At 50.2% G+C, this 26,555-nt stretch carries 22 protein-coding genes and 1 riboswitch; of the genes, 11 read left to right on the forward strand and 11 right to left on the reverse strand.

All coding sequences use genetic code 11. The annotated features are described in order from the left end of the window. Positions 1-55: 55 nt before the first annotated feature. Both ACJJIO_RS06890 and ACJJIO_RS06895 read right to left on the reverse strand, forming a co-directional pair. Positions 56-3,043, reverse strand: a complete 2,988-nt coding sequence (locus ACJJIO_RS06890; RefSeq protein ID WP_444910553.1) for a TonB-dependent receptor — start codon at positions 3,041-3,043, stop codon at positions 56-58. Between the two features lie 564 nt (positions 3,044-3,607). Beyond that, positions 3,608-4,309, reverse strand: coding sequence for a glutamine amidotransferase-related protein (locus ACJJIO_RS06895; RefSeq protein WP_252083372.1), 702 nt, complete (start codon positions 4,307-4,309; stop codon positions 3,608-3,610). Between the two features lie 362 nt (positions 4,310-4,671). Between ACJJIO_RS06895 and ACJJIO_RS06900 the strand changes: the two genes are divergently transcribed. Beyond that, complete coding sequence (locus tag ACJJIO_RS06900; RefSeq protein WP_252083373.1) at positions 4,672-6,273, forward strand: AbgT family transporter; 1,602 nt, start codon at positions 4,672-4,674, stop codon at positions 6,271-6,273. Positions 6,274-7,009: 736 nt separating this feature from the next. Continuing rightward, positions 7,010-8,077 carry an AraC family transcriptional regulator gene (locus tag ACJJIO_RS06905; protein ID WP_444887235.1) on the forward strand — a complete coding sequence of 356 codons (1,068 nt, stop codon included), beginning with the start codon at positions 7,010-7,012 and terminating at the stop codon, positions 8,075-8,077. Positions 8,078-8,178: 101 nt separating this feature from the next. Here ACJJIO_RS06905 and cobO read toward each other — a convergent pair whose 3' ends face one another. The 3 genes from cobO to ACJJIO_RS06920 form a co-directional block, all read right to left on the reverse strand. Beyond that, a complete protein-coding gene (gene cobO, locus ACJJIO_RS06910) occupies positions 8,179-8,793 on the reverse strand; it encodes a cob(I)yrinic acid a,c-diamide adenosyltransferase (protein WP_444910554.1) in 615 nt (204 codons plus the stop codon). A gap of 74 nt (positions 8,794-8,867) precedes the next feature. Further along, the gene (locus ACJJIO_RS06915; protein ID WP_444910555.1) at positions 8,868-9,686 is read right to left on the reverse strand and encodes an alpha/beta fold hydrolase; all 819 of its coding nucleotides are present in this window, start codon (positions 9,684-9,686) and stop codon (positions 8,868-8,870) included. Between the two features lie 124 nt (positions 9,687-9,810). Further along, a complete protein-coding gene (locus tag ACJJIO_RS06920; RefSeq protein WP_444910556.1) occupies positions 9,811-11,610 on the reverse strand; it encodes a TonB-dependent receptor plug domain-containing protein in 1,800 nt (599 codons plus the stop codon). Positions 11,611-11,736: 126 nt separating this feature from the next. After that, positions 11,737-11,900: riboswitch (cobalamin riboswitch) on the reverse strand. Between the two features lie 151 nt (positions 11,901-12,051). Between ACJJIO_RS06920 and ACJJIO_RS06925 the strand changes: the two genes are divergently transcribed. After that, complete coding sequence (locus ACJJIO_RS06925; RefSeq protein ID WP_444910557.1) at positions 12,052-12,429, forward strand: hypothetical protein; 378 nt, start codon at positions 12,052-12,054, stop codon at positions 12,427-12,429. A gap of 42 nt (positions 12,430-12,471) precedes the next feature. After that, the gene (locus tag ACJJIO_RS06930; RefSeq protein WP_444910558.1) at positions 12,472-13,569 is read left to right on the forward strand and encodes a YHYH protein; all 1,098 of its coding nucleotides are present in this window, start codon (positions 12,472-12,474) and stop codon (positions 13,567-13,569) included. A gap of 11 nt (positions 13,570-13,580) precedes the next feature. Here the strand turns inward: ACJJIO_RS06930 and ACJJIO_RS06935 are convergent, their stop codons facing one another. From ACJJIO_RS06935 to radA, 4 genes are read right to left on the reverse strand one after another with little or no spacing between them, the layout of a single operon-like run. Next, positions 13,581-14,369, reverse strand: a complete 789-nt coding sequence (locus ACJJIO_RS06935; protein WP_444887241.1) for an ABC transporter ATP-binding protein — start codon at positions 14,367-14,369, stop codon at positions 13,581-13,583. A gap of 2 nt (positions 14,370-14,371) precedes the next feature. After that, a complete protein-coding gene (locus tag ACJJIO_RS06940; protein WP_252083381.1) occupies positions 14,372-15,361 on the reverse strand; it encodes a FecCD family ABC transporter permease in 990 nt (329 codons plus the stop codon). Further along, entirely contained in the window at positions 15,351-16,178 is an 828-nt protein-coding gene (locus tag ACJJIO_RS06945; protein ID WP_252083382.1) for an ABC transporter substrate-binding protein, read from the reverse strand. The genes ACJJIO_RS06940 and ACJJIO_RS06945 overlap by 11 nt, the downstream gene beginning before the upstream one ends. A gap of 5 nt (positions 16,179-16,183) precedes the next feature. Continuing rightward, on the reverse strand, positions 16,184-17,578 hold the full coding sequence (gene radA / locus ACJJIO_RS06950; protein WP_444910559.1) for a DNA repair protein RadA: 1,395 nt from the start codon (positions 17,576-17,578) through the stop codon (positions 16,184-16,186). A gap of 306 nt (positions 17,579-17,884) precedes the next feature. On the opposite strand from radA, the gene ACJJIO_RS06955 reads away from it, so the two are divergent. From ACJJIO_RS06955 to ACJJIO_RS06985, 7 genes are all read left to right on the forward strand, one after another. After that, positions 17,885-18,286 (forward strand): pseudoazurin, encoded by a 402-nt coding sequence (locus ACJJIO_RS06955; RefSeq protein ID WP_444910560.1) that lies wholly within the window; start codon positions 17,885-17,887, stop codon positions 18,284-18,286. 13 nt (positions 18,287-18,299) lie between these two features. Next, positions 18,300-19,097, forward strand: coding sequence for an oxygen-binding di-iron domain-containing protein (locus ACJJIO_RS06960; RefSeq protein ID WP_444910561.1), 798 nt, complete (start codon positions 18,300-18,302; stop codon positions 19,095-19,097). 177 nt (positions 19,098-19,274) lie between these two features. Then, positions 19,275-19,613, forward strand: a complete 339-nt coding sequence (locus ACJJIO_RS06965; RefSeq protein WP_444910562.1) for a hypothetical protein — start codon at positions 19,275-19,277, stop codon at positions 19,611-19,613. A 115-nt stretch (positions 19,614-19,728) separates the two neighbouring features. Then, a complete protein-coding gene (locus tag ACJJIO_RS06970) occupies positions 19,729-20,220 on the forward strand; it encodes a DUF411 domain-containing protein (protein ID WP_444910563.1) in 492 nt (163 codons plus the stop codon). Positions 20,221-20,229: 9 nt separating this feature from the next. Then, positions 20,230-21,978, forward strand: a complete 1,749-nt coding sequence (locus ACJJIO_RS06975; protein WP_444910564.1) for a copper resistance system multicopper oxidase — start codon at positions 20,230-20,232, stop codon at positions 21,976-21,978. Beyond that, positions 21,975-22,769 carry a copper resistance protein B gene (locus ACJJIO_RS06980; protein WP_444910565.1) on the forward strand — a complete coding sequence of 265 codons (795 nt, stop codon included), beginning with the start codon at positions 21,975-21,977 and terminating at the stop codon, positions 22,767-22,769. Before ACJJIO_RS06975 ends, ACJJIO_RS06980 begins: the two co-directional genes overlap by 4 nt. Before the next feature lie 291 nt (positions 22,770-23,060). After that, positions 23,061-23,972: a copper resistance protein B gene (locus ACJJIO_RS06985; RefSeq protein WP_444910566.1), complete on the forward strand. Its 912-nt coding sequence runs from the start codon at positions 23,061-23,063 to the stop codon at positions 23,970-23,972. Between the two features lie 171 nt (positions 23,973-24,143). Here the strand turns inward: ACJJIO_RS06985 and ACJJIO_RS06990 are convergent, their stop codons facing one another. Both ACJJIO_RS06990 and ACJJIO_RS06995 read right to left on the reverse strand, forming a co-directional pair. Further along, positions 24,144-24,983, reverse strand: coding sequence for an alpha/beta hydrolase (locus tag ACJJIO_RS06990; RefSeq protein ID WP_444910567.1), 840 nt, complete (start codon positions 24,981-24,983; stop codon positions 24,144-24,146). 554 nt (positions 24,984-25,537) lie between these two features. Then, positions 25,538-26,332: an SDR family NAD(P)-dependent oxidoreductase gene (locus ACJJIO_RS06995; RefSeq protein WP_444910568.1), complete on the reverse strand. Its 795-nt coding sequence runs from the start codon at positions 26,330-26,332 to the stop codon at positions 25,538-25,540. Positions 26,333-26,555 lie beyond the last annotated feature (223 nt).

Raw genomic sequence — 26,555 nt, forward strand, 5'->3', positions numbered from 1 at the left:
CCTTCTTTTTATAGAAGACCTCCAGCAAAAAATATCAACTTACAACAAATTTTAGCTAGAACCTAGCACTTGCCCCAAAGCGAAAATACCGAGGGACTTGATATTCTTGATTTACCCCCCAGCTTGGATCTAACACACCGGGACTTGACTCAGCAAACTCATAAACCTCTGTTTCAGCATCCGCATCAAGCAGGTTAAAGACCTCAGCTCTAAGCTCCACATCAGCCAAACCAATGCGAGTACTATAGACAAGGGATAAATCTATCTGATTGACCCAACTAGTTCGCCCTCTACTGCCTCGACTTGTCTTAATAAGATTTCCATTTGAGTCAGTCACATAATAAGTATCTCCATAAGCCGGGGTTCCATTGGGATGGCCAGCACCAAAGGAGTTAATTGGACGTCCTGATTGCAAAAGAAAATTAGCCCCCAACAAAAGATTCTCCATCACCTGATAGTTCCCATAAATTTTTATTTTATGAGTACGATCATTTGGCAAATATCCGTTGGCTCCATCCATCAACTCGGGGAAATCAAAATCTTGGGTAATCCCAGCATCATCCTGGGCGTTGTCCGACTTAACGTACCCCTCACTATTCCCCTTACTCTGAGACCAGGTGTAACTCGCATTTAAACCCCAAATACCATCAAAGGCGCGCTTCGCGGAAAATTCTAACTCCTTATAAGTCCTTTTGGCCTCTGGATAGTTAAGCAGTTCAGCCGAAAATGTTGTCATTTCCAACTGGCCCGTTCCATAACGATCGTAAGGTATGGTGATATCACTTCCCGGGTTTGCAAGCACATAACCATGACCATCACCAGTGTGCTCATATCCCAAAGCATCTACCGCATGGTCAATACTCACATCATCAATATGTGATTTTAAATCACGATAGGTAGCTTTAATTCCCAATGTCCAGTCATCAGCAAAAAGCCTCTCATAACCAAGAATAAACTCATCCTGATACATAGGCTTGAGGTCTTTATCCGAGAGCTGAGCACTATCCGGCACATTACCATCTGAAGTTACCCTTGCGGATCCAACTTCTTCAGATGTAGGAACGCCATCGGCACCAACATTTGTAGGGGCATATGTTTTCGGATCGTATTCACCATCAAAAATGAAATACCTTTCAAATCCCAATTCACCGCCAGATAAGCGCACATTGGTATTGGAAGCGATAGGCATAAAGTAACGACCCCAATTGCCATATACTCTGGACTCGCCATCACCACCTGGATCCCAAGAGAAGCTTAGCCGTGGCGCCCACTGATCATCAATTTCAATAAAAGTATCGCCTTCTCCATTAAAATTGGAGAAAGTTTCATTACGAATTCCTGCACTTAAAGTAAGTGTATCCGTAATATCCCAGGTATCTTCGATATAAAAAGCTTTTGACTCAACCTCAAAGTCCCCTTCTACATCGCCAACCCGATAAGAGACTATATGAACAAGAGAGCCATCACCATTTACATTGTCAACCACCGTGCCATTGGGAAGCTCTACACCAGGTTTATATGAATCATAAGTGTAAAACACTCCCCCATCTTCCCTAAAACCTGTTCCAGAATAAGTTTCTTTAGACGAAGAGGAGTTAGTTTCCTGATCGTAGCCGAAGCGTATTGTGTGATCATTAATCACCCACTCAAAATCGATACGATCAGCTACCCTTTCATCACCTCCAGACTGAATTCTAGAGCTAGCTTGACAGCCAGGTCTGTCATCCGTATTTCCAGGTAAAGCACCGGCACTAAAGTCCCTTACATACGGGCACTCCATATCAGTTGTACTAATTGTAGTAAGTGAGTATTCATTCTGGCCATGGAGCATAGAAACACTGAAATTATCTGTTATCTGACCATCATAACGAACCAGCCAGTTATCTCCGCCACGCTTATCCCACTTAGTGCCCGTATACTCTTTTTTATCTCTATTAAAATAGTCGTAATTGAATTGATCATTTTCCCTGGTGCGTTTGTCTGAAAACTGCATATAAGAGAGGATATGATTATCAGTTACATTCCAGGTTAAATTGACTCCCCAGAAATCATCATCAATACTTCTATCGTTGTATCTGCTTGGACTCCCTCTTGTAGTGAATTCTTCAACCGTTTCCTGCTGTTCGTAAAGGACATAGAAAAATAATTTATCCGGAATGATAGGGCCACTAACATAATAATCTGTTGTGTACTTGGACTCCTCATTTTCCGAATTTAAGTCATAGAGAGTCCCATCTGCAGAGAGAGAGTCCGGTGCTTCTGAACGCAAGGCTGCTGGCTCATAATAGGCAACAACACCATATTCAAATTCGTTGGAGCCTTTCTTGGTAACGGCGTTGAACACTCCCCCCAAAGAGCGACCAAATTCAGCACTATACCCCCCCGTTTTTATTTGGAACTGGTCATAAAATTCAAAAGGTACCGATGATCCACCCAACCCGTTGCGGAAATTAGTGACATTGAGGCCATCAATGTAATAGGCGTTTTCTCCTACGGAAGCCCCCCCAAACGATATAAGATCCTTATCTTCACCAAACCCAGAATCACCTAAAACAGTACCAGGAGCCAATAAAGCAACCGATTCAATATTACGAGCAACCGGTAACATCTCTATATCTGACAAGCCTATATTCAGTGCAGATTCTGCCGTGCCAGTGCGGATCTGGGGAATCGCCTCCCCCACTACAACCACCTCCTCCAGATCTCCCAATATCAACGGTATATCCAACTTGGTAGAGCTACCTATTGAAACGGCAACGGCTTCAACCACCGCGGGCTGGTAGCCATCTTTCTGAACAGTCACCTTATAGATGCCTGTGGGCAAATTCACACGGAAGTCACTATCCTCACCCGTGGACATAGTCCTTCTAAAGCCATTTTTATCATTTTCTATGATAATTGTAGCGCCACTCAGGTCGTTACCACTGCTACTAATAACTGTCCCATCAATAGACCCATTCACGTTGCCTGCTGCCAACGCTTGCCCCCCAATAACCGGCAAGCTAATAGATGCAGCCAGCAGCACTCGCTTGAAGTTCTTCATAAAGCCATCCTTTTGATTATCAATAAATTTATAATTTATTATTTACAAGCTTTACTTAAACCGATGATCGTCCCCCAGCGACCTCATTATCAACTCTAATAAAATATTGATTCAACCAACCAAAACAGCCATATTATTCCCCTTCAAACAGCCAACACAACAGGCATGAAAATTTATTTAAAATGAAAAATATTATTAACGCCACAAAATCGACCCCTATAACCTCCCCAACAAAAATAAATTAATAAAATGATTTAAAAGCATTAAAAGCGACGCAAATAAACACTCAAACAGGACTTAAAATCATCACGAGAGAAAAAGAAAGGGAGGCAGAGATAGTCCGTCTCAGGTCTAAATCAATAAACGAGAAGATTTTACTAAATCATCAGAAAGATGATCATCAATTCATCTTGTCAATTTAAGAATAAGAAGGAAGAAGGAAGAAGGAAGAAGGAAGAAGGAAGAAGGAAGAAGGAAGAAGGAAGAAGGAAGAAGGAAGAAGGAAGAATATTTAAAACTAGATGGCGAACTCAAGGGGCAGTATTATCTACCCCTTGAATAAAGCTACTTACGTAAAAACTCCAGCATCCATTTTGCAACCATATTCTCGTGAATATCGTTTTGCAGGGAGGCCTGGCCCTTTTCCACCACATCTGTACCAAAAGCTTCTCGACGTAACTCCATCAGGCTATTGGAATAAGGTTTGGTAAACTCCGGGTGGGCCTGGAAGGTAAGCATGTGGTCATCAACCTGGAGCATCGCCATTGGGCAGAACTCGCTGGAAGCCAGTACTCGACCGCCTGGAGGAAGGGTATCTACTTGGTCCTGGTGAGTAACCAACAGGTTGAAGCTATTCGTGGGCTCCGACATCCAGGAGGGGGTTTCCTGCATTTCATAGGAATGCACTCCCAAACCCCAACCTTTATCAGATTTGCGAGCCCTTCCACCCAGTGCCTGAGCAATCAGCTGATGACCAAAGCAGATTCCAATAGTTGGTTTTTTTTGGTCATGCAGCTTGCGCACAAAGTCCATCAGTGGAGGAATCCATTCCTTGTCATCATAGACACCGGTTTTACTGCCGGTAATTAGGTAGGCATCCACCTCATCGACCTGGGCCGGGTACTGGCCGTGCTGCACTTCATAGGTGGAGAACTCCAGTGTGGGGTCCTGGCTGCGCAATAGATCTGCGAACATCTCCGGATATTCACCGTATTCGCCCACCAGCTCCTTGCGCACATCGTCGGTTTTTAAAACTCCAATCTTCATTATTTCACCGCTGGGTTGACTGCTGAGTTTTCGGATTATGGCATATTCGGGAATGCAAAGGCGGCTTGTCTGTCGCTTGAACAAGTCATCTAAAACGTTAAATACCAGCTCTTAAGCTTCAACTCCCTACCCATAGGTGCTTTTCATTTCCCGCCGCCTGCCAATATAGCCCTCTTCCACGTAGGGCTTTTCGCTTTCCGACTTTGCCGACCCACTAACCAAGAACATTCCGGTGCGGGCATTCTTACCTAAAGGACTTTTGTGTATGATCGCGCACTTAGCACATTTTTCAGCCAATTATTGGGCTAACGGGTATCCCAGAGGCAATTAGGGCTACTCGCCAACGAAATTGAGGACACACAATGACCACAACGACCTCCCCCAGCGACCAGCAGGATAGCCCGCCCGGACGCAAAACGGCCTTTACCCGCTTCCTGGATGTGGTGGAATGGCTCGGCAACCTGCTCCCCCATCCCATTACACTCTTTGCGCTCTTTGCTGTGGGTGTGGTGATTCTAAGCGGTATAGCCTCCTACTTTGGCCTTTCTGTAGCAGACCCACGCCCGGTGGGTGCTGCGGGACGCGATCCCGATGGGGTAATTGAGGTCTTCAATCTATTAAGTGGCGACGGCCTCCGGATGATCGTCACCGGTCTAGTGAATAACTTTACTGGCTTCGCGCCACTGGGTACCGTTCTCGTAGCCCTTCTTGGAGTGGGTATCGCCGAGCACTCTGGATTGTTGAGTGCCGCCGTTCGCGGCTTGGTACTGCAAGCCTCCAAGCGCACAGTCACCGTGATCGTGGTATTCGCCGGCATCATCTCCAACACAGCCTCTGAACTTGGCTATGTAGTACTTATTCCTCTCGCCGCCATGATCTTCCACTCTCTTGGCCGCCACCCCCTTGCCGGTTTAGCTGCTGCCTTTGCCGGCGTATCTGGGGGCTACAGTGCTAACCTGCTACTAGGGACGGTGGACCCACTCCTATCGGGAATCACCGAATCTGCAGCCCATATGATTGACCCAACTTACAGCGTTGGCCCGGAAGTGAACTGGTTCTTTATGATCGTCAGTACCTTCCTGATCACCATTGTTGGCAGCTGGGTCACCATGGCCATCGTTGAACCCAAGCTGGGTAAGTACGATCCCAACGAGGCCTCCGTTGACCTGAGTCAGGACAAACTTGGTACGCTTACCGACGATGAAAAACGCGGCCTTAAGTACGCTGGTCTTGCGGTTCTGGCTGTCTCCGCGGTATTTGCCCTGACGGTTGTGCCCGAGTGGGGTGTGTTGCGCAACCCGGAAACTGGCCTGGTAGCCGGCTCGCCGTTCCTGAAAGGTATTGTGTCCCTTATCCTGGTGTTCTTCGCTATCCCCGGCTTTGTCTATGGCAAGGTGGTGGGCACCATGAAGAATGACCGTGATGTCATTGATGCCATGGCCAAAAGTATGAACAGCATGGGTATGTATATCGTGCTGGTATTTTTCGCCGCGCAGTTCGTCGCCTTCTTCAAGGTGACCAACCTGGGGACTATCTTCGCCGTACTGGGCGCCGATGCCCTGCAGAGCATCGGCCTGACAGGCCCGCTGCTATTCCTGTTCTTTATCATGATGTGCGGATTTGTGAATCTGATGCTGGGTAGTGCCTCAGCACAGTGGGCCGTTACCGCTCCAATCTTTGTGCCTATGTTGATGCTGCTGGGCTATGCGCCTGAGGTGATACAGGCTGCTTATCGAATTGGCGACTCGGTCACCAATGTCATTACCCCGATGATGAGCTACTTCGGTCTGATCATCACCTTCGCCGCCCGCTATAAAAAAGATCTGGGTATGGGAACACTGATCGCCACAATGATCCCCTACTCCATCTTCTTCTTTGTTGGCTGGACTGCATTGTTCTATATCTGGGTATTTGCCCTGGGCCTCCCCGTTGGTCCCGGTGCAGCAACTTATTATGGTGGCTAAAACCCACTTATTGAAAAGGCCCGCTTTTTAGCGGGCCTTTTCAATTGTGAAAGAAATATGCACATTTAAGCTCAATTCTGTAATTGAAAGATCTCGAGCGTCTCATCTAATCCTCCACGACCCCTGATATAATTGGTACCATTGAGCCAATATTAAATTTTTTATCCGTCCAGACTAAAAAATTTATATTCCCAGTGACGCAGTCGTCATAAAACAAAAAATACTTAAATTAAAAATTTAGGGATAAAATACCTAAAAAATAACAATAAAAAGACTTATTTCCCAAGGGGCTACTTCCGGGAAGTATCCCCAAGTTATCTTTGGCCTTTAAAACACCTAAATAAAACGAGTAACATTACGCAGTAATAACGTTTTGCGGAGATCGATACGCGGATTATCGCCAGCATAGACCTGCCCTGATCTAACTATCATTCATTTTTCCGCTCAGGACGAGCACCGTGGTTGTGCCCTACCTTGCCCTTTTGAAGGGTAAAGATTGCTATTGCCCTCCATTACCGACATTACAGGACGTCGACACAGAGCAGGCCCTGGCCAGAGAGACTGTCCTTTAAACCAGTCGAAAAGAAGCCTTCACTAGATAAACAGATTGAGCCATATGGCTCTTTTTTATCTTTGGCGTCCGCCCAGATCCGATCTATTCCGCTGGATTAACCCTTCTCCACCTGGGAAATGTATAAAAGTAATTTTTCCAGGGGATTCACAGGATTTATAAAAATTGACTCAACAAATAAGAACGACCCTGTTAACAGGCTTTTACGAGTTGGTGAGCCAATTAAAAGGTAGCCCTGAAGCCCTGCTGATCAGCTCCCGTATTAACCCCCACCAGGTTGAGAGCCTTGATGGGTATCTGGCACTAGATCAAGTGGCTGAGCTGCTGAACAAGACCGCTAGCCAGTTGAACTGCGCCGACTTTGGACTGCGTCTTGCCTACAGTCAGGGCGCTGCCGCACTGGGTTCTCTTGGGGCTGCTGTACTACAGTCCCTTACTTTGGGTGAATTCCTTAACACAGCGATAAAACAGCTAGGCAATGCTCCCTATAATCTGCGAGTTGAACTCACAAAAAAGGGGAAACACACGCATCTAAGTTTTCTGTGTATCGATGACCTGGAAGCTCAGCTTGCCGGGGACGCTCCTCCCCCCCAGCAACAATCCCGCGAGTTTCTACTCGGTGTTTCATTGGTAGCTCTACAACACCTTTGTGGGAGTAATTTTCAGCTGGAAAGTGTTCACCTAAAAGCCGAGCGCCCCGTACATGACCATTACGAAAACTTCTTTGGGGTTTCCGTACACTTCGGCAAAGAAACTGATGCATTTATCCTGAATAGCAGCTCCCTGCTGCAACCTACAGAGAAATGCAATCCCAGCCTGCGTCCACTATTGAAAACCTATATCGAAGAGCTTCTGCAAAAGGGGGAAGCCAGTTTGGTGGAACAGGTGCAGCAGCTGATTTATTGCCTGATGCCTTTAAAAAGGTGCAGCCTACAAGAAGTCGCCAATCAGCTGGGTATGCACAAGCGTACTCTACAGCGCAGGCTGAGGGACCGGGAATTGGTATTTGAGGATCTTTTGGATCGCATTCGCCGGGAACGTGCAGAGTATTATTTAAGCGGTAAACAACCCCCCATGTCCCAGATTTCGGATATGCTGGGCTATCGCGAACAGAGCTCTTTCAACCGCGCCTGTTATCGCTGGTTTGCCACCACCCCAATGCGAGTCAGACGCCAGCTGATGGCACAGATAGTAGCCCGCGAAGCCGCACAAGAGCTGGCTGAAGTCGAATAAGCACTGCTGACAAGAGGCTTTGGCTGCGTAAACCCTGCTTCAGCTTAAGTCTCTATTTAGCTCCTCTATTCAAAGCTTCTACTCATTGCACGACTTCACAATCACCACTCTATGCCTCTGCGAGCGGCAATACCGGTATTGAATGCGTGTTTTTCCGAACACATTTCGCTCACAGTATCGGCTACATCCTTGAGGTACTGCTTGGCCCCACGCCCGGTTATGACAACCGTCTGCTCCCTGGGCCGCTGCTGTATCGCCTGTACTACCTCTTCTTTGTCCAACCAGCGGTAATTCAGCGCGTAGGTGAGCTCATCCAAAACCACCAGATAAACTCGCTCATCCCGCAACGCCTCCCGCGCCTTCTCCCAAAGTGCCATTGCCGCAGCTTTATCGGCCTCAAAATCCTGGGTTTCCCAGGTGAAATCAGTGCCCATTTGATGCCACTGTAAAGGGTGGGCGGCGCCCATTAGAAGATTCTTTTCTCCACACTCCCAGGTGCCCTTAATAAATTGAGCCACCACGGTAGAGTAACCGAAGCCCAGGGCACGTGTGACCGTGCCCATCGCCGCAGTGGTTTTACCCTTGCCATCGCCGGTATAGAGAATCACTATGCCGCGCTCCTCCAGCGCTTTAGAAACCGCCTCATCCACAATTTTTTTACGGTTCTGCATACGTGACTTATGTCGACTCTTTTTATCCTGTGATTCTGAACTCATAAAGACCATCAAACATTTAAAGTAAAGGGAGCGTGCAGATTGCACTCAAGTGTGCGTCGTTATTCAGAGGCTTCTCACTCTGTCATTGCTAAAAATGCAGAAATAAAATCCCAAATCAGATCATCCTGCCAGAGAACATTGTGGCCACCGGAAAAAATGCCCAAGCGCGAATTGGGAATCTGCCGAAATAAAGCCCGCTGATTTTCAAAAGGGGCGACACTATCGTAGCGCCCGGCACAGATCAGCGTTTCTACCTCCAGGGTCGGTAGGCGAGCAAAAGTATCGTGGCCTTTTCTCGCCTGAAGCTGTCGGATACGGCACTGGGCTCCGTCAGGCTTGCTTGCCGCCAGTTCGCAGACCTGGCGATAATATTTACTTAAAAAAGCACAGAGTGCTGATTCTGAATGTATACCATCGGCACTTTGCAGGCGGCTATCGCCTGCAGTCACCCATAGATTCACTTTTTCCTCGAGGCTCATAGCCTCAATATCGTATTGATGAAACGGGAATGAAGCGCCTCCGCGGCCTCCGGAGCTGGTTACCAATAAAACCAGTTTTCGCACCAACTGGGGATATTGCAATGCAAATTCCTGAGCGACCATGCCACCAAATGATTCTCCCAGTAGATGCGCATCCCGCCAATCGAGATGATCCATCAGTCGTTTAAGGTCTAGGGCGTAATCGGCCATATTGGGAGAATCGATGGGTGAATTAGACTGACCGATGCCACGGGGGTCAAAGGTTAAGATTTCAAACCGATTCGCCAACGGGGAGTCGAAAATAGTCGGGGCTGCTCTGAGATCACTGAGGGTACCAGGGTGAAACACTAAGCGCGGGCCCCTTCCGCGAACTTCAAAATGCAATTCCACGCCATCATTACTAAATACCGCCACAAAATAGCTCCCGGAAAAAACTAGACGCTGCAATAGTAGCCGCCGGGAAGAGAAACACCGGGATTGAATCGTTAGAAGAGAGTGAACAGTGAGATAGCCCAAGGGGCTATCTCTCCAAACATTTTTATAGGCTAAATTCTATACCGGCATAAACTGCTGCGCCTGCTGTGTAATAACCCGCAACTTCGCGATAGTTCCGGTCCAACACATTTTCACCGCGTAGATTAACCCGCATATTGGGGGAGACCCGATAGACGGCATTCAGATCAACCTTACTGTAGTTCTCCAGAGCAATTCCGGTATAACCATCAATACGATCCTCAACCCGCTGCCAGTTACCACTCAGAGTCAACTTATCTCCCAGCCATTGTTGGCTGAGACCGAAGTTAAATACCCTCTGGGGAACTCCGCCACGCTGAGCGCCTGTGAAGTCCTCTGAGTTCAGCCAAGTGCCAGTTATAGACCAATCCAGGTTGCTATTAAGGTTGCCGCCCAAGGACAGTTCCACCCCCTCAGATTGACTATCACCATCATCCTGCTCATAAGACCAGGTTGTGTAATTATAAAAAATAGCATCGCTGATCTCCTGGTCGAAGTAGGTCAGCTCAGCCTGTAATAATTGTGCCCACTGGTATTCCAGACCCAACTCATAACCACGACTGGTTTCAGCCCCCAAAGAAGCATTGGTAGTATATTCGTACGGGCTCGGAGCACGGTAACCAGTTCCAAAACTCGCGCGATACTTAAGCTGCTGATCATCACCTAGAGAAACAGGTAGAGCTGCAGAGACACGCCAGCTATTGTGATCCTCAGTCTCCAGGCTATCGCGACGGTAGCCTAGGGTATAGAAAACTGTTTCGGCGAAATCACTGTGCCACTCCGTAAAGAAGCCAGTACTTTCCAATACCTCATCGGCAAATTCTGTAGCATATTTCTGCTGTTCATACTCTCCGCCCCACAGTAGTTTTCCACTGCTCAAGGTATTGCTGCCGATATAATTTGCCTCACGAATTTCACCACTTGTTATAAATGGAAAGGCCCCAGGGCTGATACCCTCTTCGCGGTCAATCTCCTGTTGAGAAAGGCTTACTATATGATTCCAGTTGGCAAACTGGTAATGACTACTAAAGATGAAAAATTCCTGGTCGAAGCGACTCATGCAATCATTAGGATAATCCGAAAAACAGTTGTCGTACTCGGTCTCAGTATCCACCTTGCGGTACTGACCCTCGAGAGATAGATTTTCATTTATCTGGTAACCGAGACGTGCACTGGTGGTAAAATTATCGTAACCATCTTCCTCACCAGAAGAATCTTTTTCGGTTGCATTAAAACCATCGGTGGAATAGTCAGAAACACTCAAATCGTAGTACCAGGATTCAATGCTTCCCCCAAGGTTCGCACTGGTGTTCTGGCTTCCGTAACGACCCACCTCTACAGAGGCACTGGCGTTAACACTCTCAGCAGGCCTTTTGCTAATAATATTAATCACGCCACCGGCGCCGGCACCGTAAAGCATGCCCTGGGGCCCGCGCAGGACTTCAATACGCTCAATATCGCTAACCTGCAAGTGCTGCAATTGGGTGCTTACCTGTAAACCCGTCGGGTCGGCAATATTCACCCCATCCAGTAACACCAGGGTGCGGAAATTACTTTCCCCACGGATAAACAAGGAACTGACCTTACCCGCTCCGCCGCTATTGCTGACAGCAACACCTGGCAGAGTGCGCATCACATCTAGCAGGCTGGTATAACCCAATCGCTCAATATCGGCAGCATTAAGAATTGAAACAGAGACACCCAGCTGGCTCTTGGGCAGATCCAGACGGCTGGCAGTCACGGTGATTTCTTCCAGGTCCGCAGCCGCAGACAATAGCGGTTGCACCGCGGCAAAGACGGCAGCGGCTAATAAAGTTTTTTTCATTGTGGTTCCCCAATCTCGAACTGAAAAACGGATTGAGGGAGGGTGAGTACAATCGGTGCGCAACCCAGGCGGGCACACTGACCAGACAAAGCCCTCCGCTTTATCCTCGAGGCCAGATATAAAAACTCCGGCTTAGTGCCGAGGGCCGGTATCGGGCTTATCATTTTGCAAAGAAAAATGATTTACCGTTGCGGGGGCAGCGCCGGACTCTGTATACACATCACCGGACTTCCCGTTTACCCCAGCCAAGTGTAAATACACTGCTGGGCACCCAAAGCGGCGGCAAGTATAACAGCGTGGCTGGCGCTTCCCCAGCGAAAGTGAGACGTTAAATCCACGGGGTAATTTTCAATAAAAATCTGTTTTTCAAACACCACTCAGCCCTTACTCGCTTGCACACTTCTTTACCAAAAATCCACATTCCTTGCGCATTCCTGAACTATGTTGGCTATCAGCGGCTGGTTAAAAAACACCTCCCAGGAAGGGGGGATACTGGCCGCCGCTAATCGCACGCGCCTGCTCTTCAGTGCAGGCGCTGTCCAGCTGCCTTCAATGGAGAGCACCATGTACAAGGTTTTATTATCTGTCGCCCTAATGGCCATGATTTCCTCTGCAAACGCACAGCCACGCAAACCTCCTCAGGAAGCCTTTGATGCCTGCAAGGCCATGTCGAAGGGTGATGCCTGCAAAGTGGAAACGCCGCACGGTACCCTGGAAGGCACTTGCCGCATGCCCCCTAGAGAAGAGCAACTGGTGTGTGTTCCCACAAAAATGGAAGGCCACAGACCGGGCAAAGATCGGAAAGAAAATAACGAGTAAATCATTGGGGCCCTTGCGGGCCTCGCAGTTCGAGTATGCAGTATGAAAAAGTGGCTATTAGTGGGCCTCACCTGTGTCGCCCCGGCAGCTCTGGGACACCTGCCGGAAACAACCGTGGAAGCCTGCCAAGGGTTAACCTCCGGCTCCAGTTGTAGCATCGGTCACAGTAGCGGCCAATGCTTGCGCTTATCTGAAGATCAGGCTCCGGTCTGTGTGACGGGCACATTGGCTATTGCCAGAATCCCTTCTCAAGAGCGCGCTAACGGCAGACCACCGGCGCGCAGGCATCGGGTGGTGCAGTCGGAGGGATTACAATATATGGTTCCCGCCGACCACAACCCAATCACCACCAGCCGCGTTAAAGTCACAATCGAGGGGCCCTGGCGGGTGATTGAAGCCAACGGTATCTCCACCCATAAAACCGGTGCCTTCCCAAACTCCGGCAATCCCCACAAAATCGAAACCCAACGCTACAAATACCGAGTACCCGCAGCCCCCAAGTTGGCAAAAAAATCCACACCAGTAAGCCTGCAAAATTTTGGTATTGGCATTAACGGCGTGCCCTTTGATCCCAGCGCCGCAGAGTGGTACCTGGGTAATCGCGGCCTCTGGCGCTATGAGGCGCTCTCCGGTGCGGTTCCCCTCGGCGTTGACGACAACTACGCCCATGTACAGCCCAACGGGGCCTACCATTATCACGGTCTGCCCACCGGACTATTGGCAAGACTACAAGTCACCCCGCAGCAGCATTCACCATTGATTGGTTGGGCCGCAGATGGTTTTCCCATTTACGCACTATATGGCTATGGCGATGGCATGAATGAGGAGACTGATGTAGTAAAAATGCACTCCAGCTATCGGGTGAAATCTGGACATCGGCCAACAAGCAACAAGCAACCTGGCGGCTATTACGACGGCACCTTTGTGGCGGACTACGAATATGTTGAAGGGGCGGGCTCCCTCGATGAGTGCAATGGCCGCTTTGTGCGCACCCCTGATTTTCCCCAGGGTATCTATGCCTATTTCCTTACTGAGGAGTGGCCAATAATTCCGCGCTGCTACAAAGGAACACCCTCCGAGGACTTCCGCCGCGGACCCGCAATGGGGCGGCCACAGCCCCCGCGCAGGCGATTTGGCTGAGACAGGAATTTCTAGCCACTGGATTTTCGCAGCAAATCCAGTGGTACAAAGTCTGCGATACCGTCGCGCCAACGGAATTCACAACTCACCCCGTAGGCTTCGCCAATCAACGTCGGAGTCAGTACCTGTTGCGGTGTTCCCTGAGCTAACAATTCTCCATCCAGCATCAAGAGAATCCGATCGCAAAAGCGCGCCGCCAGGCTGAGGTCGTGCAGTGCCAACACCACGGTTTTGCCACTGTCGGCCAGGCTGCGGAAGTTCTGCATCAGCTGAAGTTGGTGACGGATATCCAACGCCGCAGTGGGTTCATCGGCGATCAGCAGCGGTGCCCGCCCCACTAACAGGCGGGCCAATTGCACGCGGCGCAGCTCGCCACCGGATAATTGAGTGACCGGGCGCTGGGCAAACTCCTGCGCATCGACCAATAACAACGCCTGTTGAATTCTCTGCTCCCGATCTGGCAGGCGTCCCCAGGGCAGTAAACCCAAGGCCACCATATCCGCCGCACTGAGAGACCAGGCCGGAGTTTCCGACTGCGGTAGGAAAGCCCCCAGCCTCGCGCGCTGGGATGCCGGCAATTGCCCCGCATCGAGACCATTCAGCTCAACATGACCCGCATCGGGGGACAAGACGCCCGATAAACACTGCAACAGGCTGCTCTTGCCGGCGCCGTTGGGGCCCACCACGGCGGTCAGCTCGAAGGGCTTAAAAGCACAATGGATTCCCTGCAGGACACTCTTGCGCCCTCGCTGCAATTCCAGCGCAACGCAGGCGGCCTCAATGGTTTTCTCACTAGCCATATTCACAACCACTGCCCCCTGCGCGCCGTCAAAATCAGCCAGAAGAAAAAAGGTGCACCGATAAAAGCGGTGACCGCGCCAATGCGCAGCTCCTGCGCGCCGACAAAATTAATCACCAGAATGTCTGCCAGCAGCAACAGCAGCGCTCCAGCTAAAGCGCTGATCCACAGTAAACGGGCGGGGTCCTGGCGCACCAGAGGGCGCACCAGGTGCGGCACCACCAATCCGACAAAACCGATGGTGCCAGCTACTGCCACGGCACCACCCACGGCACTGGCGATGCCCAGCAAAATAAGAAAGGGATAGGCGCGGCTCTGGAAACCCAAGGAAGCCGCACTGTCTTCACCCAAGGCCAGCGCGCGCAAATAATTGCGTGTGAAAAACAGGCACAGCACCCCCACGGCTAAAAAGGGCAATGCCAAAAACAGTTGGTCCCAGCCGCGATTGGCCAGCGAGCCCATCAACCAGAACACCACCTCCTGCATGGCGAACATGCTCGGCGCATAGTTAAGCGCCAGTGCAATCAGTGCCGATAGGAAAGCGTTAATGGCCACCCCCGCCAACACCAGCCGTCCGGCACTGGCGCCGCGCCCCGCCAACAACCACACCGCCGCCGCCGCGCTAAAGGCACCACCAATAGCCAGAGCCTGCAACAACCAACCGGATTTCCAGGCCGCGCCGTAATAGAGAAACAGTACCGCCGCCAAAGCCGCACCGCTGGAAACACCGAGCAGCGCCGGCTCCGCCAGAGGGTTACGCAACATCCCCTGCATGGCGGCGCCGCCCATCCCCAAGGCAGCGCCCACCAGTATTGCCAACAGGGCACGGGGCAGTCGCAATTGCCACAGAATCACCGCATCGCTGCTCTGGCCACTCCAGCCCTCAGCCAGCGCATTGGAAAGGTCCACCGAAACCGGGCCACTGCCCAGTGCCCCGAGCAGGGCCAGCGGCAGGGCCGCCAGTAATAACAAAACCGCGTTTTTATTGTACAAGCGCTTCCCTCTTATCCATCAGCTGTTGCAGTGTATCCACCACTGCCAGTACCGGGCACAGGCTCAGCTGCTTCGGCAGGGTATAGGTGCGGCCGCTATCGATATAGCGCTGAAGTACCGGGTGGCGCGCGGCCAGGTAAGCCAGTGCGAAATGCTGCTCGCTGCCATAGAACACCAACAAATCCGGTTGCAGAGCAATCACCTCTTCCAGGCTGATCCGTGCCAGTCCCTGAGTGGTGGCGAGATTGTCAAAACCGGCGCGCTGCAGCAACTGGTGCTCCAGCATGCCGCTGCCGTAAGTGATGTTATTGGCAGAGAGAATCACCGCACTGGCGCGCTGTTTAGCAGCGGGCTGATCGAGTAGTTGTGCCAACGCGCGTTTCTGCTCTTGCAGCGGAGGAAGCGGGCCCAGTACGGCTTGCAAAGCACCGAGTTGTTGTTGCAACTGCTCCAGACTGTAGGCATCGGGGATGGTCACCACATTCATACCCAGTGCCTGCAGCCGCTCAGCCGCACGCTGGGCACCGTACTGCCCGGCAAGCACCAGATCTGGCTTTAATGGCAGCAGCTCCTCGGCGCGGGCGCGATTGAGCTGAACGTGTTCGGGAATCGGCAGGGAGCGATACTGTTCGGCGGCGGACAGCCAAGTCAGGGAGGCAATATCCGCAGGTTGTGCCCAGTTCAGCAGTACTTGGTCCAGACACAGGTTCAACGAAGCAATGCGCTCATAGGCCTGGACTTTCGCGGCCAGAATGAACACTGCACCGAGTAATAGTTGCCAGCAGAGAAGATGACGCCTGGACGTACGGGTACTCATCCGACTCAGCTCATGTCGATCACGGCGAGGGCTTCCGCCAGGGTTTTTACCGAGTGCATTTCCATACCCTCGATATCGTTTTTCAGGCGATTGGCGGCGGGCACTATCGCTTTGCGAAAACCGTGCTTGGCGGCTTCGCGCAGGCGCTCCTGGCCCGAGGGCACGGGGCGGATCTCACCGGAAAGTCCCACCTCACCGAAGACCACCAGATCCCGCGGCAACACCCGATTGCGAAAGCTGGAAACAACTGCCAGCAAAAGAGTCAGGTCGGCACTGGTTTCCATTACCTTGACGCCGCCTACCACATTGATAAACACATCCTGATCGCCGACCAAGACGCCGCCATGGCGGTGCAGCACCGCCAGCAGCATATTCAGGCGGTTCTGGTCGAGGCCCACCGCCACCCGGCGCGGATTACCGAGGCTGCTGTCATCCACCAGTGCCTGCAGTTCCACCAGCAGCGGACGGGTGCCCTCCCACACGGAAGTCACCACCGATCCCGCGGCGATCTCCTCGGCGCGCTGCAGGAAAATAGCGGAGGGATTAGAAACTTCTTTAAGGCCCTGCTCGGTCATGGCAAATACCCCCAGCTCATTCACCGCTCCAAAGCGGTTTTTATGGGCACGCAGGGTGCGGAAGCGAGAGTCGTGAGTACCTTCGAGCAATATGGAGCAATCAATAATATGTTCCAGCACCTTGGGGCCTGCCAAACTGCCGTCTTTGGTGACATGGCCCACTAAAATCAGCGCAGTACCAGTCTGCTTGGCGAAGCGGGTCAGGTAAGCAGCACTCTCACGCACCTGGGCCACCGAGCCCGGAGCGGACTGCACATCGCTCATATGCATCACCTGGATAGAGTCCACCACCATCACGCGTGGATTGACTTCTTTTGCCGCCAGGCAGATGCGCTCCACATCAGTTTCACTGAGGAGCTGCAGGGAATCAGTGGGCAGACTCAGGCGTTTGGCGCGCATAGCCACCTGCTGAAGAGATTCTTCACCGGTGATATACAGCGCCGGCATTGAAGTAGCGAGGTGGCACAGAGTCTGTAGCAATACCGTGGATTTACCGGCCCCAGGATGACCGCCGATCAGCACCACCGAACCCGGCACCAGGCCGCCCCCCAGCACCCGGTCGAGTTCCGAGGCGGAAGTGGGAATACGCGGCAGCTCACTCAGGTCGATTTCCGAGAGCTTCTGCACCTTGCCTGCACCGGCGGCGCCGGCATAGCCACTCTGGGCATCGGTGAAATTGGCCGCGCGGCTGTCTTTGTGCTCCGGCCCCAAACGCACTTCAGAAAGACTGTTCCAGGCACCACAAGCACTGCACTGCCCCGCCCACTTTGTATAGTCAGCGCCACATTCATTGCACACATAGGCAGTTTTGCGTTTAGCAGCCAAGGTTATTCCCCCAAAGCGTCACCCAGTCAAATTGGCGCACAGTTTACCCCTTATCTCCCTTCAGAGGGCAGCGCTTAACAGACAGATATGACTCTCCTTTACCCAAGTGGTGTATTGGCACTTTTTCCCACTTTCTCTGGGATCTGCGCGATTGATCTAGATCAATTCTTCGTATTTTCACCGGGCTAATATCCGGCGCGTCTCGCCTCCTCCTATAGGCAGAGTCATTACAACATCACCGACTACTCAAAACAGGAAGTAAATATGTCGTCTATTACTCTTCGCAGTGCGCTTCTCGCACTCGTCATGGCCTCGACGTCCGCCCTGGCAGCAGATCACGAAGTTAAGATGCTGAACCAGGGCAAGGACGGCATGATGACTTTCGAACCCGCGTTCCTAAACGTTGCAGTGGGCGATACTGTCACCTTCCTGCCCACCGATATGGCACACAACAGCCGTTCCGTACTCTCCCCAGCCGATGGCGACAGTTGGAATGGCGGCATGGGCGAGAAAGTCAGTGTGACCTTGAATAAGGAAGGCGTTTACCTGTACCAGTGCGATCCGCACCTGCCCTTGGGCATGGTCGGTGTAATTCAGGTAGGCCAGGCCGGCAACCTGGAAGATGCCAAGAAACACGCTCAAGGAATGAGTGAACGTATCGCCGTCAACAAGGAGCGCCTCAGCCAGTACCTTGACCTAATTAAATAAGAGAGGCCGCGGCGTGGACATTTTATTTGAGCAAGGCCCTCACCTGGTTGCGCGTTTCTGCGATCTGGTTAAAGAACAGAATGGCAGCGATGGAGTGCAGGCCAACCAGTTTGTGATTCGCCGCGGCACCCAAGGTGCGCTGATTGATCCCGGCGGTGATCTCACCTACACACCCCTAACCATCGAACTCAGCCGCCACCTGAACCTGAGTGACCTGGAATATATCCTGGCCTCGCACCAGGACCCGGACATCATTGCCTCACTGCCACGCTGGATGCTGCACTCGCGCTGCAAGGTAGCGGTATCCAAACTGTGGTCGCGCTTCCTGCCCCACCTAGTGTCTGGCTTTGTCGCCTCACGTGCCGGTAGTGAACGTTGGCAGGATCGTATCATTCCCATCAGTGACAAGGGCGAGGTGCTGCCTTTTGCCGACAGCGAAATCTGGGCCCTGCCCGCACACTTTATGCACTCCTGCGGCAACTTCAGTTTCTACGACCCGGTTAGCCGCATCCTGTTTTCCGGTGATGTGGGCGCCTCTCTCGGTGGAGAGGAGGGCGAAGTCATCGATTTTGATGCGCATATTCCATCCATGGAAGGTTTCCACCAGCGTTATATGGGAGGCAACTGGGCCTGTCGTCTGTGGGTGAAAATGGTGCGAGAACTGAATCCGGCCATGATTGTGCCTCAACACGGCGGTTATTTTGCATCTGAAGAAGTTAAGGAAGGCTTCCTGAGCTGGTTGGAGCGGTTGGAATGTGGACCCGATCTGCTGCGACATCAGGACTATCGCTTGCCTCTGAGGAAACCCTAAAGACCTGTCTCGAGGACAGTATTTACAAGCGATAACCCTGTAGGCTCCGAATCAATACAGGCATAAAACCAAGGGAGAGCGGGACGCTTTCCCTTAACCTCCTCCAATCTCTCGCTGTGCTTGCGCCCCCTGCTGCCCACACATACACTGACCGGCATACTTCTCCTGGGCTGCTTTATGTATATTGCCTACCTTCGCACCTTGTTGCTGATACTGCTGTTGGCCTTCGCCGGCCTAGCATCGGCCGTGCCCTGTGCGGAACCTGCAGATATACTGAGCATGGAAAGCAGCGAACAGGGCCACTGCGAAGCGGATAAAGCCGATGATTGCCACAGTGAGCACCGCGGTGACTGTGGTATCGAATGCGGCTGCTGCCCGGGATTGAGCAATAGCCTCGCCGTAATCTCCGCCAATATCCCGAATTTTTTGCGGGCAATTTCCCTGGCAACTGCTTACACAGTATTTAAACCTTCCCCCGATCCGGAAAGCGCCCTGCGGCCTCCTATTGCCACCTGAGCCTCGGCTCCAGCAGTAAATTTCGCCGATAAATCTTTTTTGCCCGCCACTAGCTGCACCTATGCTGCGCTGACGATGTGGTGGGTCAGTTGATATGAATGACAGGAGTAATTCCATGTACCGATCTTTTTTAGCCGCAATTGCCGCGCTTGTTACTACATTAACCCTCAGTGCTTGTGCCGAACCCACCGAGCCTAAAGAACCTCAAGCGCAAAACCTAACGACCTATAAATCCGCTACCTGTGGCTGCTGCAAAGTTTGGGTGGACCACGCTCGCAATAGCGGCTTCGAAGTGGTGGCAAAGGATGTCGATGACCTCAACGGCGTCAAAAAACAGCACGGAATCGAACCCCGCTACCAGTCTTGCCACACCAGTGTGTCCAAGGAAGGCTATGTTTTCGAAGGGCATGTGCCAGCCAAGCTGATTCAGCAATTTTTGCAAAGTCCGCCTAAGGGTGCGCTGGGGCTGGCTGTGCCCGGTATGCCTCTCGGAAGCCCTGGCATGGAGATGGGCGATCGCTTTACCCCCTACCAGGTAATGCGGTTAAACAAGGACGGCAGCAGCGTGGTTTATGCAGAAATCAACGCGGCCGGAGAACAGTTCTGAGGACTGTCGATGACAAAACCTCCGCGGTGCGGCTCGGTTTCGCGCCGCACCTTTGTAACCGGAATCAGCGCCGGCATGGCCCTGCTGGGCCTGCCCGGCTCCCCTACCCCCGCCAGGGCGCGAGTCCCCCCTCCCACGACTTTAACTGGCGAGAATTTCTCCCTGCAGGTAGACCAAAGGGCAGTCAACCTGACCGGACAACCCCGCAACGCAATTTCAGTTAACAATTCTATTCCCGGCCCAATCCTGCACTGGCACGAGGGGCAAACTGTCACTCTCAATGTCCTCAACCAATTAGATAAAAACACTTCCATTCACTGGTATGGCATCAGGGTGCCCAATCCTATGAATGGTGTACCAGGGCTCAATTTCTCCGGTATTAGGCCCGGGGAAAATTTTCGATACCGCTTTAAAGTCACACAAAGCGGAACTTACTGGTATCACAGTCACTCCGGCTTCCAGAGGCAGCAGGGACTCTACGGTGCTATCGTCATCGATCCAGCTGGGGGAGACCCGGTGACCTATGACCGGGACTATGTAGTGTTGCTCTCCGATTGGAGCGATGAATCCCCCCAGCGGATTTATTCAAACCTGAAGAAAGATGGCCACTATTACAACCGGCGCCGCCACCGCACCACCACAGATCTCTGGCGAGATGTACGCGCGAAAGGCATAGAGCAAACCTGGCGTGAACGACACCCATGGAACTTCGCAGGCATGTCTGATCGAGATGTGTCTGATGTCACAGGCTACACCTACAGCTACCTGATCAATGGACAAACTCCGGAAGACAATTGGAGTGCCCTATTTACCCCCGGTGAGATAGTACGGCTGCGTTTTATCAACGCCTCTGCCATGACAATCTTCGACCTACGCATTCCCGATCTGGATATGACCGTGGTGACTGCTGATGGCCAGAATATTCAGCCGGTGAGAGTGGATGAATTCCGCCTAGGTACTGGGGAAACCTACGATGTGGTAGTTAGGCCCAGTGGCGACAGAGCCTACACCCTTTTTGCCCAGGCGATCGATCGCGGCGGTTACGCTCGCGGTACCTTAACGCCCGCTCAGAGTCTTTCTGCCGAAGTTCCCCCCATGGATCCAATCCCTATTCTCGATAAGCGCGATATGGGATTCACCCGTGCCAGTGGTGCTAGAGCTGCTGATAGACAGCCCACTGCAGAAGAAGGCAATGCCAAACTGGCCCCCGCTGGCCTGGGAAGCCATAGCCCCATCATCCACCAGCCAACAGAAAAGGGGCATGGCGTAGCCCTGCGCGCGCTCGCTCCCCAAAATGGAATGGATGATCCCGGTGTTGGACTCCGTGAACACCAGCAGCGTTACAACCGCCGCATCCTAACCTACAGGGATCTTCGCAGTCTCACACCATCATTAGACCAACGCCAACCGCAGCGAGAACTACAACTACATCTCACCGGTAATCCAGCTCGTTACCTATGGTCCATTGACGGTGTTAAATATAAAAACGCCACACCAATATTATTGGCTTATGGCGAGCGTCTACGTATCACTCTGGTGAACGACACCCTACTCACCCAGCCCATGCACCTGCACGGTTTATGGAGTGAGTTGGAAACTGGTGACGGAGAGTATCTACCTCGCAAGCACACGGTGATGGTGCAGCCCGGTGCCAAGATCAGTTACCTGGTAAATGCAGATACCCGGGGGCGCTGGGCATTACACTGCCAAATGCTTTATCGCACATACGGTATTTTCCGAGAGGTGCGCGTGGTATGAGGCGCACTCTCTGTACCAAAGCGACAGTGATAATAATTGTTACCCTGTGCTTGCAACTGGGTTTTCAAGCAGCTAAAGCGCAAAATCGGGAAGACCAGCACCACAGCTTCCAAGCCCCCTCAGAAGGATCAGTCGCTGGAGAGGACAATGGTATGGCCGGGGAGGGGGACAAGCCGGTAGCCAAACTCAGCCTTGACCAATTCGAACGGCGCGGTATGAACGGCGCGGCAATCGAAGGCGATTTCAGTTATGGAGATGACGTCAATAAAGTAGTGCTGGAAGTAGACTTTGAGCGGGGAGGAGGAGAAACGGAAAAAAATGAGCGATGGCTGGTCTACAGCCGGTCCATTTCCAAAGATTGGAATTTCCTCGCCGGCTTCCGACACGACCTACAGCGGGAAACTACCAGCCGCAATTGGCTGGCGATTGGGCTGGTTGGAGAAACCCCTTACTCATTAGAAATGGATGCAGTGCTATTTCTGGGAAGGAACGGCAGTACAGCTTTTCGCCTGGAAGGGGAATATGATGCAAAGCTCGCAGAAAAAGTGAGCCTTATTCCGCGCCTGGAGCTGAATTTCTTTGGCCAAAATGATGAAATCGCTGGCAGTGGCAGTGGATTGTCTCAAATAGAAATAGGCTTGCGCCTACTCTACGAAATTCACCCTAAATTTTCCCCCTATGTCGGCGTTCACCATGAACGAGTTGTGGGCAATGCCGCAGATTTTGCCCGTGAAGAAGGGGAAAAGGTGTATAGCACCGTGTGGGTTGTCGGTTTTCGCGCCTGGTTCTAGCTCCCTGTTCTATAAAACATTCTGTTCACAACAAACTATCCGCCAAGTAAAAGCAGCAGGAAACCAGAAATTTTCTTGGCTTACAGTTGTAATTCACACTTTTTCTTAGGATTCATTAATAGAGAGATTTGATCAAATTTGAAAGGTTAGAAAGACAATGTGCTTATACTGGAAAATATTCCTTACAACAAGCAAGCTCAAAACTTTATAAAATGGCAGAATACTGAAACAGCTTCTATTAAATGTATGAAATTATTACATCAGGAAAAAATGGTATAGAAAGGGCAAAAAGTGTCGCACATAAACACTTCAGCTCTACACTTTATTCACTCACCATATCTGCAGCAAGATTTCTCCTCATTGAACCTCATAGGTCGCACCAAGCCTATGTGGGATAAACGGGAATCCAGACGATACGCAAGTGAAATTCTTCTACGTAAAGTATCAATAACTCCAGCGATTACTATTTCCTTACTAATGGGGATGCTGGCTATCGAAGGACAATCCCAAGAGGATTTACATCATGGCCTTCAGTATCACTCCACATCTGGAAGTAACAATGATGCAACCCTAGGAGAAGACAAACCCATCGCCAAGCTCAGCCTTGATCAATTTGAATTACAAGGTAATAACGGAGCCACCATTGAGGGGGATATCAGCTATGGTACAGACCAAAGCAAGCTATCCGCAGAAGTAGACTACGAGCGCTCCAACGGGGAGACGGAGGAGAATGAGCTATGGGGCATTTACAGCCACGCAGTTTCTGCTAATTGGAATATTCTCGCAGGAATTCGTCATGATTTTTACCTGGAGAATACCAGCCGCAATTGGTTTGCAATTGGTATTATTGGCGAGACCCCCTACTCATTTGAAATGGACGCTGTACTTTTCCTTGGTAGAAGCGGCAGCACTGCCCTTCGTATAGAAGGGGTTTATACATTTAAACTCTCAGAAAAGTTTAGCTTAGCACCCCGTGCAGAATTTGATTTTTTTGGGCAAAATGACAAAAGTGCAGACGGAGGGTCTGGTCTATCTGAAATAGAAATTGGCATACGTTTACGCTATGAATTTCATCCAAAATTCTCCCCATATATTGGCATACATCAATATCGCAATATCGGAAGAACTGCAGATTTTGAACGCGAAGAGGGAGAAAAAGTATACGATACAGTGTGGGTTCTGGGATTTCGAGCTTGGTTATAAACCAAAGCTAATTCCCCCTTAGCTAAAATTGGTACTATTAATAATAGCGGCACCTCTGAAAAGCTATCCTCTTCATCCTATGAACCTTAAATCTTTAATTGCCTAACATCAAACAGGATAATAAGAACAACTCACAGAGGCGCCAAAAAGATCAACCGTGCAACTAAAGCGTTAATCTTCTTTAAATATTTCCCTAATTCCGATATTGTAACCCACCACTGGAACCGTTAGGTGATTCTCCCCCTTAAATACCTTTTTCGACAATTTAAGGCTGGGATAATTGCGCGACTCTAACCTGCGCACAAATTGCTTCATATCCTTCACCATAAATCCCTCTTCCTTACCGACAAACATGAATATATGCTTCTCCATATCTATATTATTTTCTGCATAAATTCGTTCCTCGGCAAAAATCACTTTATCATCCCACCAGATACTAGGGCTTGCTACAATATAACGGTGAAAACTATCTGGCTGAGTAAACAAAGTATGAAGAGCAAATAATCCCCCCAGAGAATGTCCCATAAAGGTCTGATCCTGTTGATCTGCATGGAAAGCATTGCTAATAAAGGGCTTTAACTCTTCGTTAATAAACTCAAGAAACTGATTCGCACCACCCCCCTGAATCTCCCCATCCATCTCCACAGCAGTTGGTGTCAAATCGAGACGCCGTAACTTCCCCAAACTATCATCAACATAATCAATACCTACAAAAATAAAAGCCGGAATCTTTCCTGTTACACTCTGCTTGAAGAAATTTGGAGCCATCATTGGAAAATCGAGATAACCATCCACCATATAAACAACTGGATATTTAACGGTATCGTTCTCCGGATCGTATTCTTTTGGCAATAGAACATCAATTTGATACTGACGCGCCAAGAGGTCTGACTGGTAATAAAAAGACAATATTTCGCCACGAGTAAAAGAGACTGGCTCGGCAGTTCCTGCAGACACCGCCCCCACAGAAACGACAAGTATAAAAACAACCGTTGACAATAATATTCGCATAAACTTTCCCTAGCTGAATGAAATTACTATCACCAATGCAATCAGCGACACCCCAGTTTTTAATTCAGAGCAAACCATAATGTCAACTTAGACACAAAAATTAATAGCCATGTAAATAGATAGGCATAAAACTCACATTTATTTAAAAACAAAAAATTCGCGGAGTGTAGCCTTTCATAGCTTCAAGTAAAGATAAACCAACACAACATCCTACAACTTTGCAAAATAAGACATCATTGTATCTTTTGAGACAACTTACCCAGGATCCACTCTAATCTTTACTCTACGCGTTGAATATGGCGACACACCCGATTCTCAAATAGCCTAAATCCAATACCCAAAACTACTGTTACCAGCTACAAGAAAATATTGAATCACCATTTTAACCCCGGAAATTTAGGCAACCTTTACTAACTGAAGCGTAAAAATACCACTCAGCGGCAACCCAGTATTCTGACGCACCAGAGTCAGCAGGAATACAACCCTTCCAGATTATCAATAAGGCCCACAGCAAGGCCAAGTGGATAATCCAGCTCTAGTAAAATAGTGAAATTTTATGTCTTTTCATTACTTACAATACGCTTAAATACTTTCCCAGATAGACGCAGCAGCTGCGCTCGGCTCAATAGTCGAGAAAGTAAAACAAGTGCCCATTTTTGCTTACCTGACAGTACATAACTTTTTTTGGAGAAGAATGCTTTTAGCCCTATTTGAGCGACGTACTCAGCAGTTTCGTAAATACTCTCATCCACCTTGACTTGATTATTCGCCACCTCAGCAAAGTTTGTCTTGGTTCCACCGGGGCAAAGGCAGGTTACTGTTACACCTGTTCCTTGTAGTTCATTGTGCAGAGCTTCCGAAAAATTCAGTACGTAACTTTTGGATGCAGAGTAGACGCCAGCATAAGGTACCGGCATCAGGGCTGCTCCAGAGGCAACATTAATGATACCGCCTGTTTTTTTAAGCCTCATCTCTGGTAGATATAAGTAACAAAGCTCTGTAAGGGTGTTAATATTCAGCTGCAACATATCCCTATAGGTTTCAAGAGTGAAGCTTTCAAAGCTTCCCCACTTGCCAAAACCTGCGTTATTAATGAGAATGTCAACTTCAATACCCATCTCTTTAGTTTTATCAAAGAGCTTTTGCGCAGATCCTTCCACGCTTAAATCCATAGGAATAAAGCTTGTATCTACTGGGTATGATTCATTAATTTTTGTTGCGATATTCGATAAGGAGTCTTCAGATCGAGCCACCAAAATTAGGTTTGCACCTCTTTTAGCACATTCATACGCAAATGCTTCGCCGATTCCCGAAGAAGCTCCCGTAACTAATACAGTCTTTGATTTCATTTACTACTATCCCAATACAACTCAAATCCTATTTATTTAGGAAAATATCGGCCTGTGAGTTTCTCTTACCGCAACATTGATAAAAGCATCCGGCTGCAAATACGATCGCCAAACCATTCGCGAGTGAGATCCATTTTTAAAGGGGGCAGTATCTTGATCCTTTAGGTCGCCCATTCAATCCCGACATCGGGCAGGTGTGTAGACAAAAAACCCTTTACGGCCC

This window comes from Microbulbifer mixtoriginis (SeqCode), from assembly GCF_052467235.1.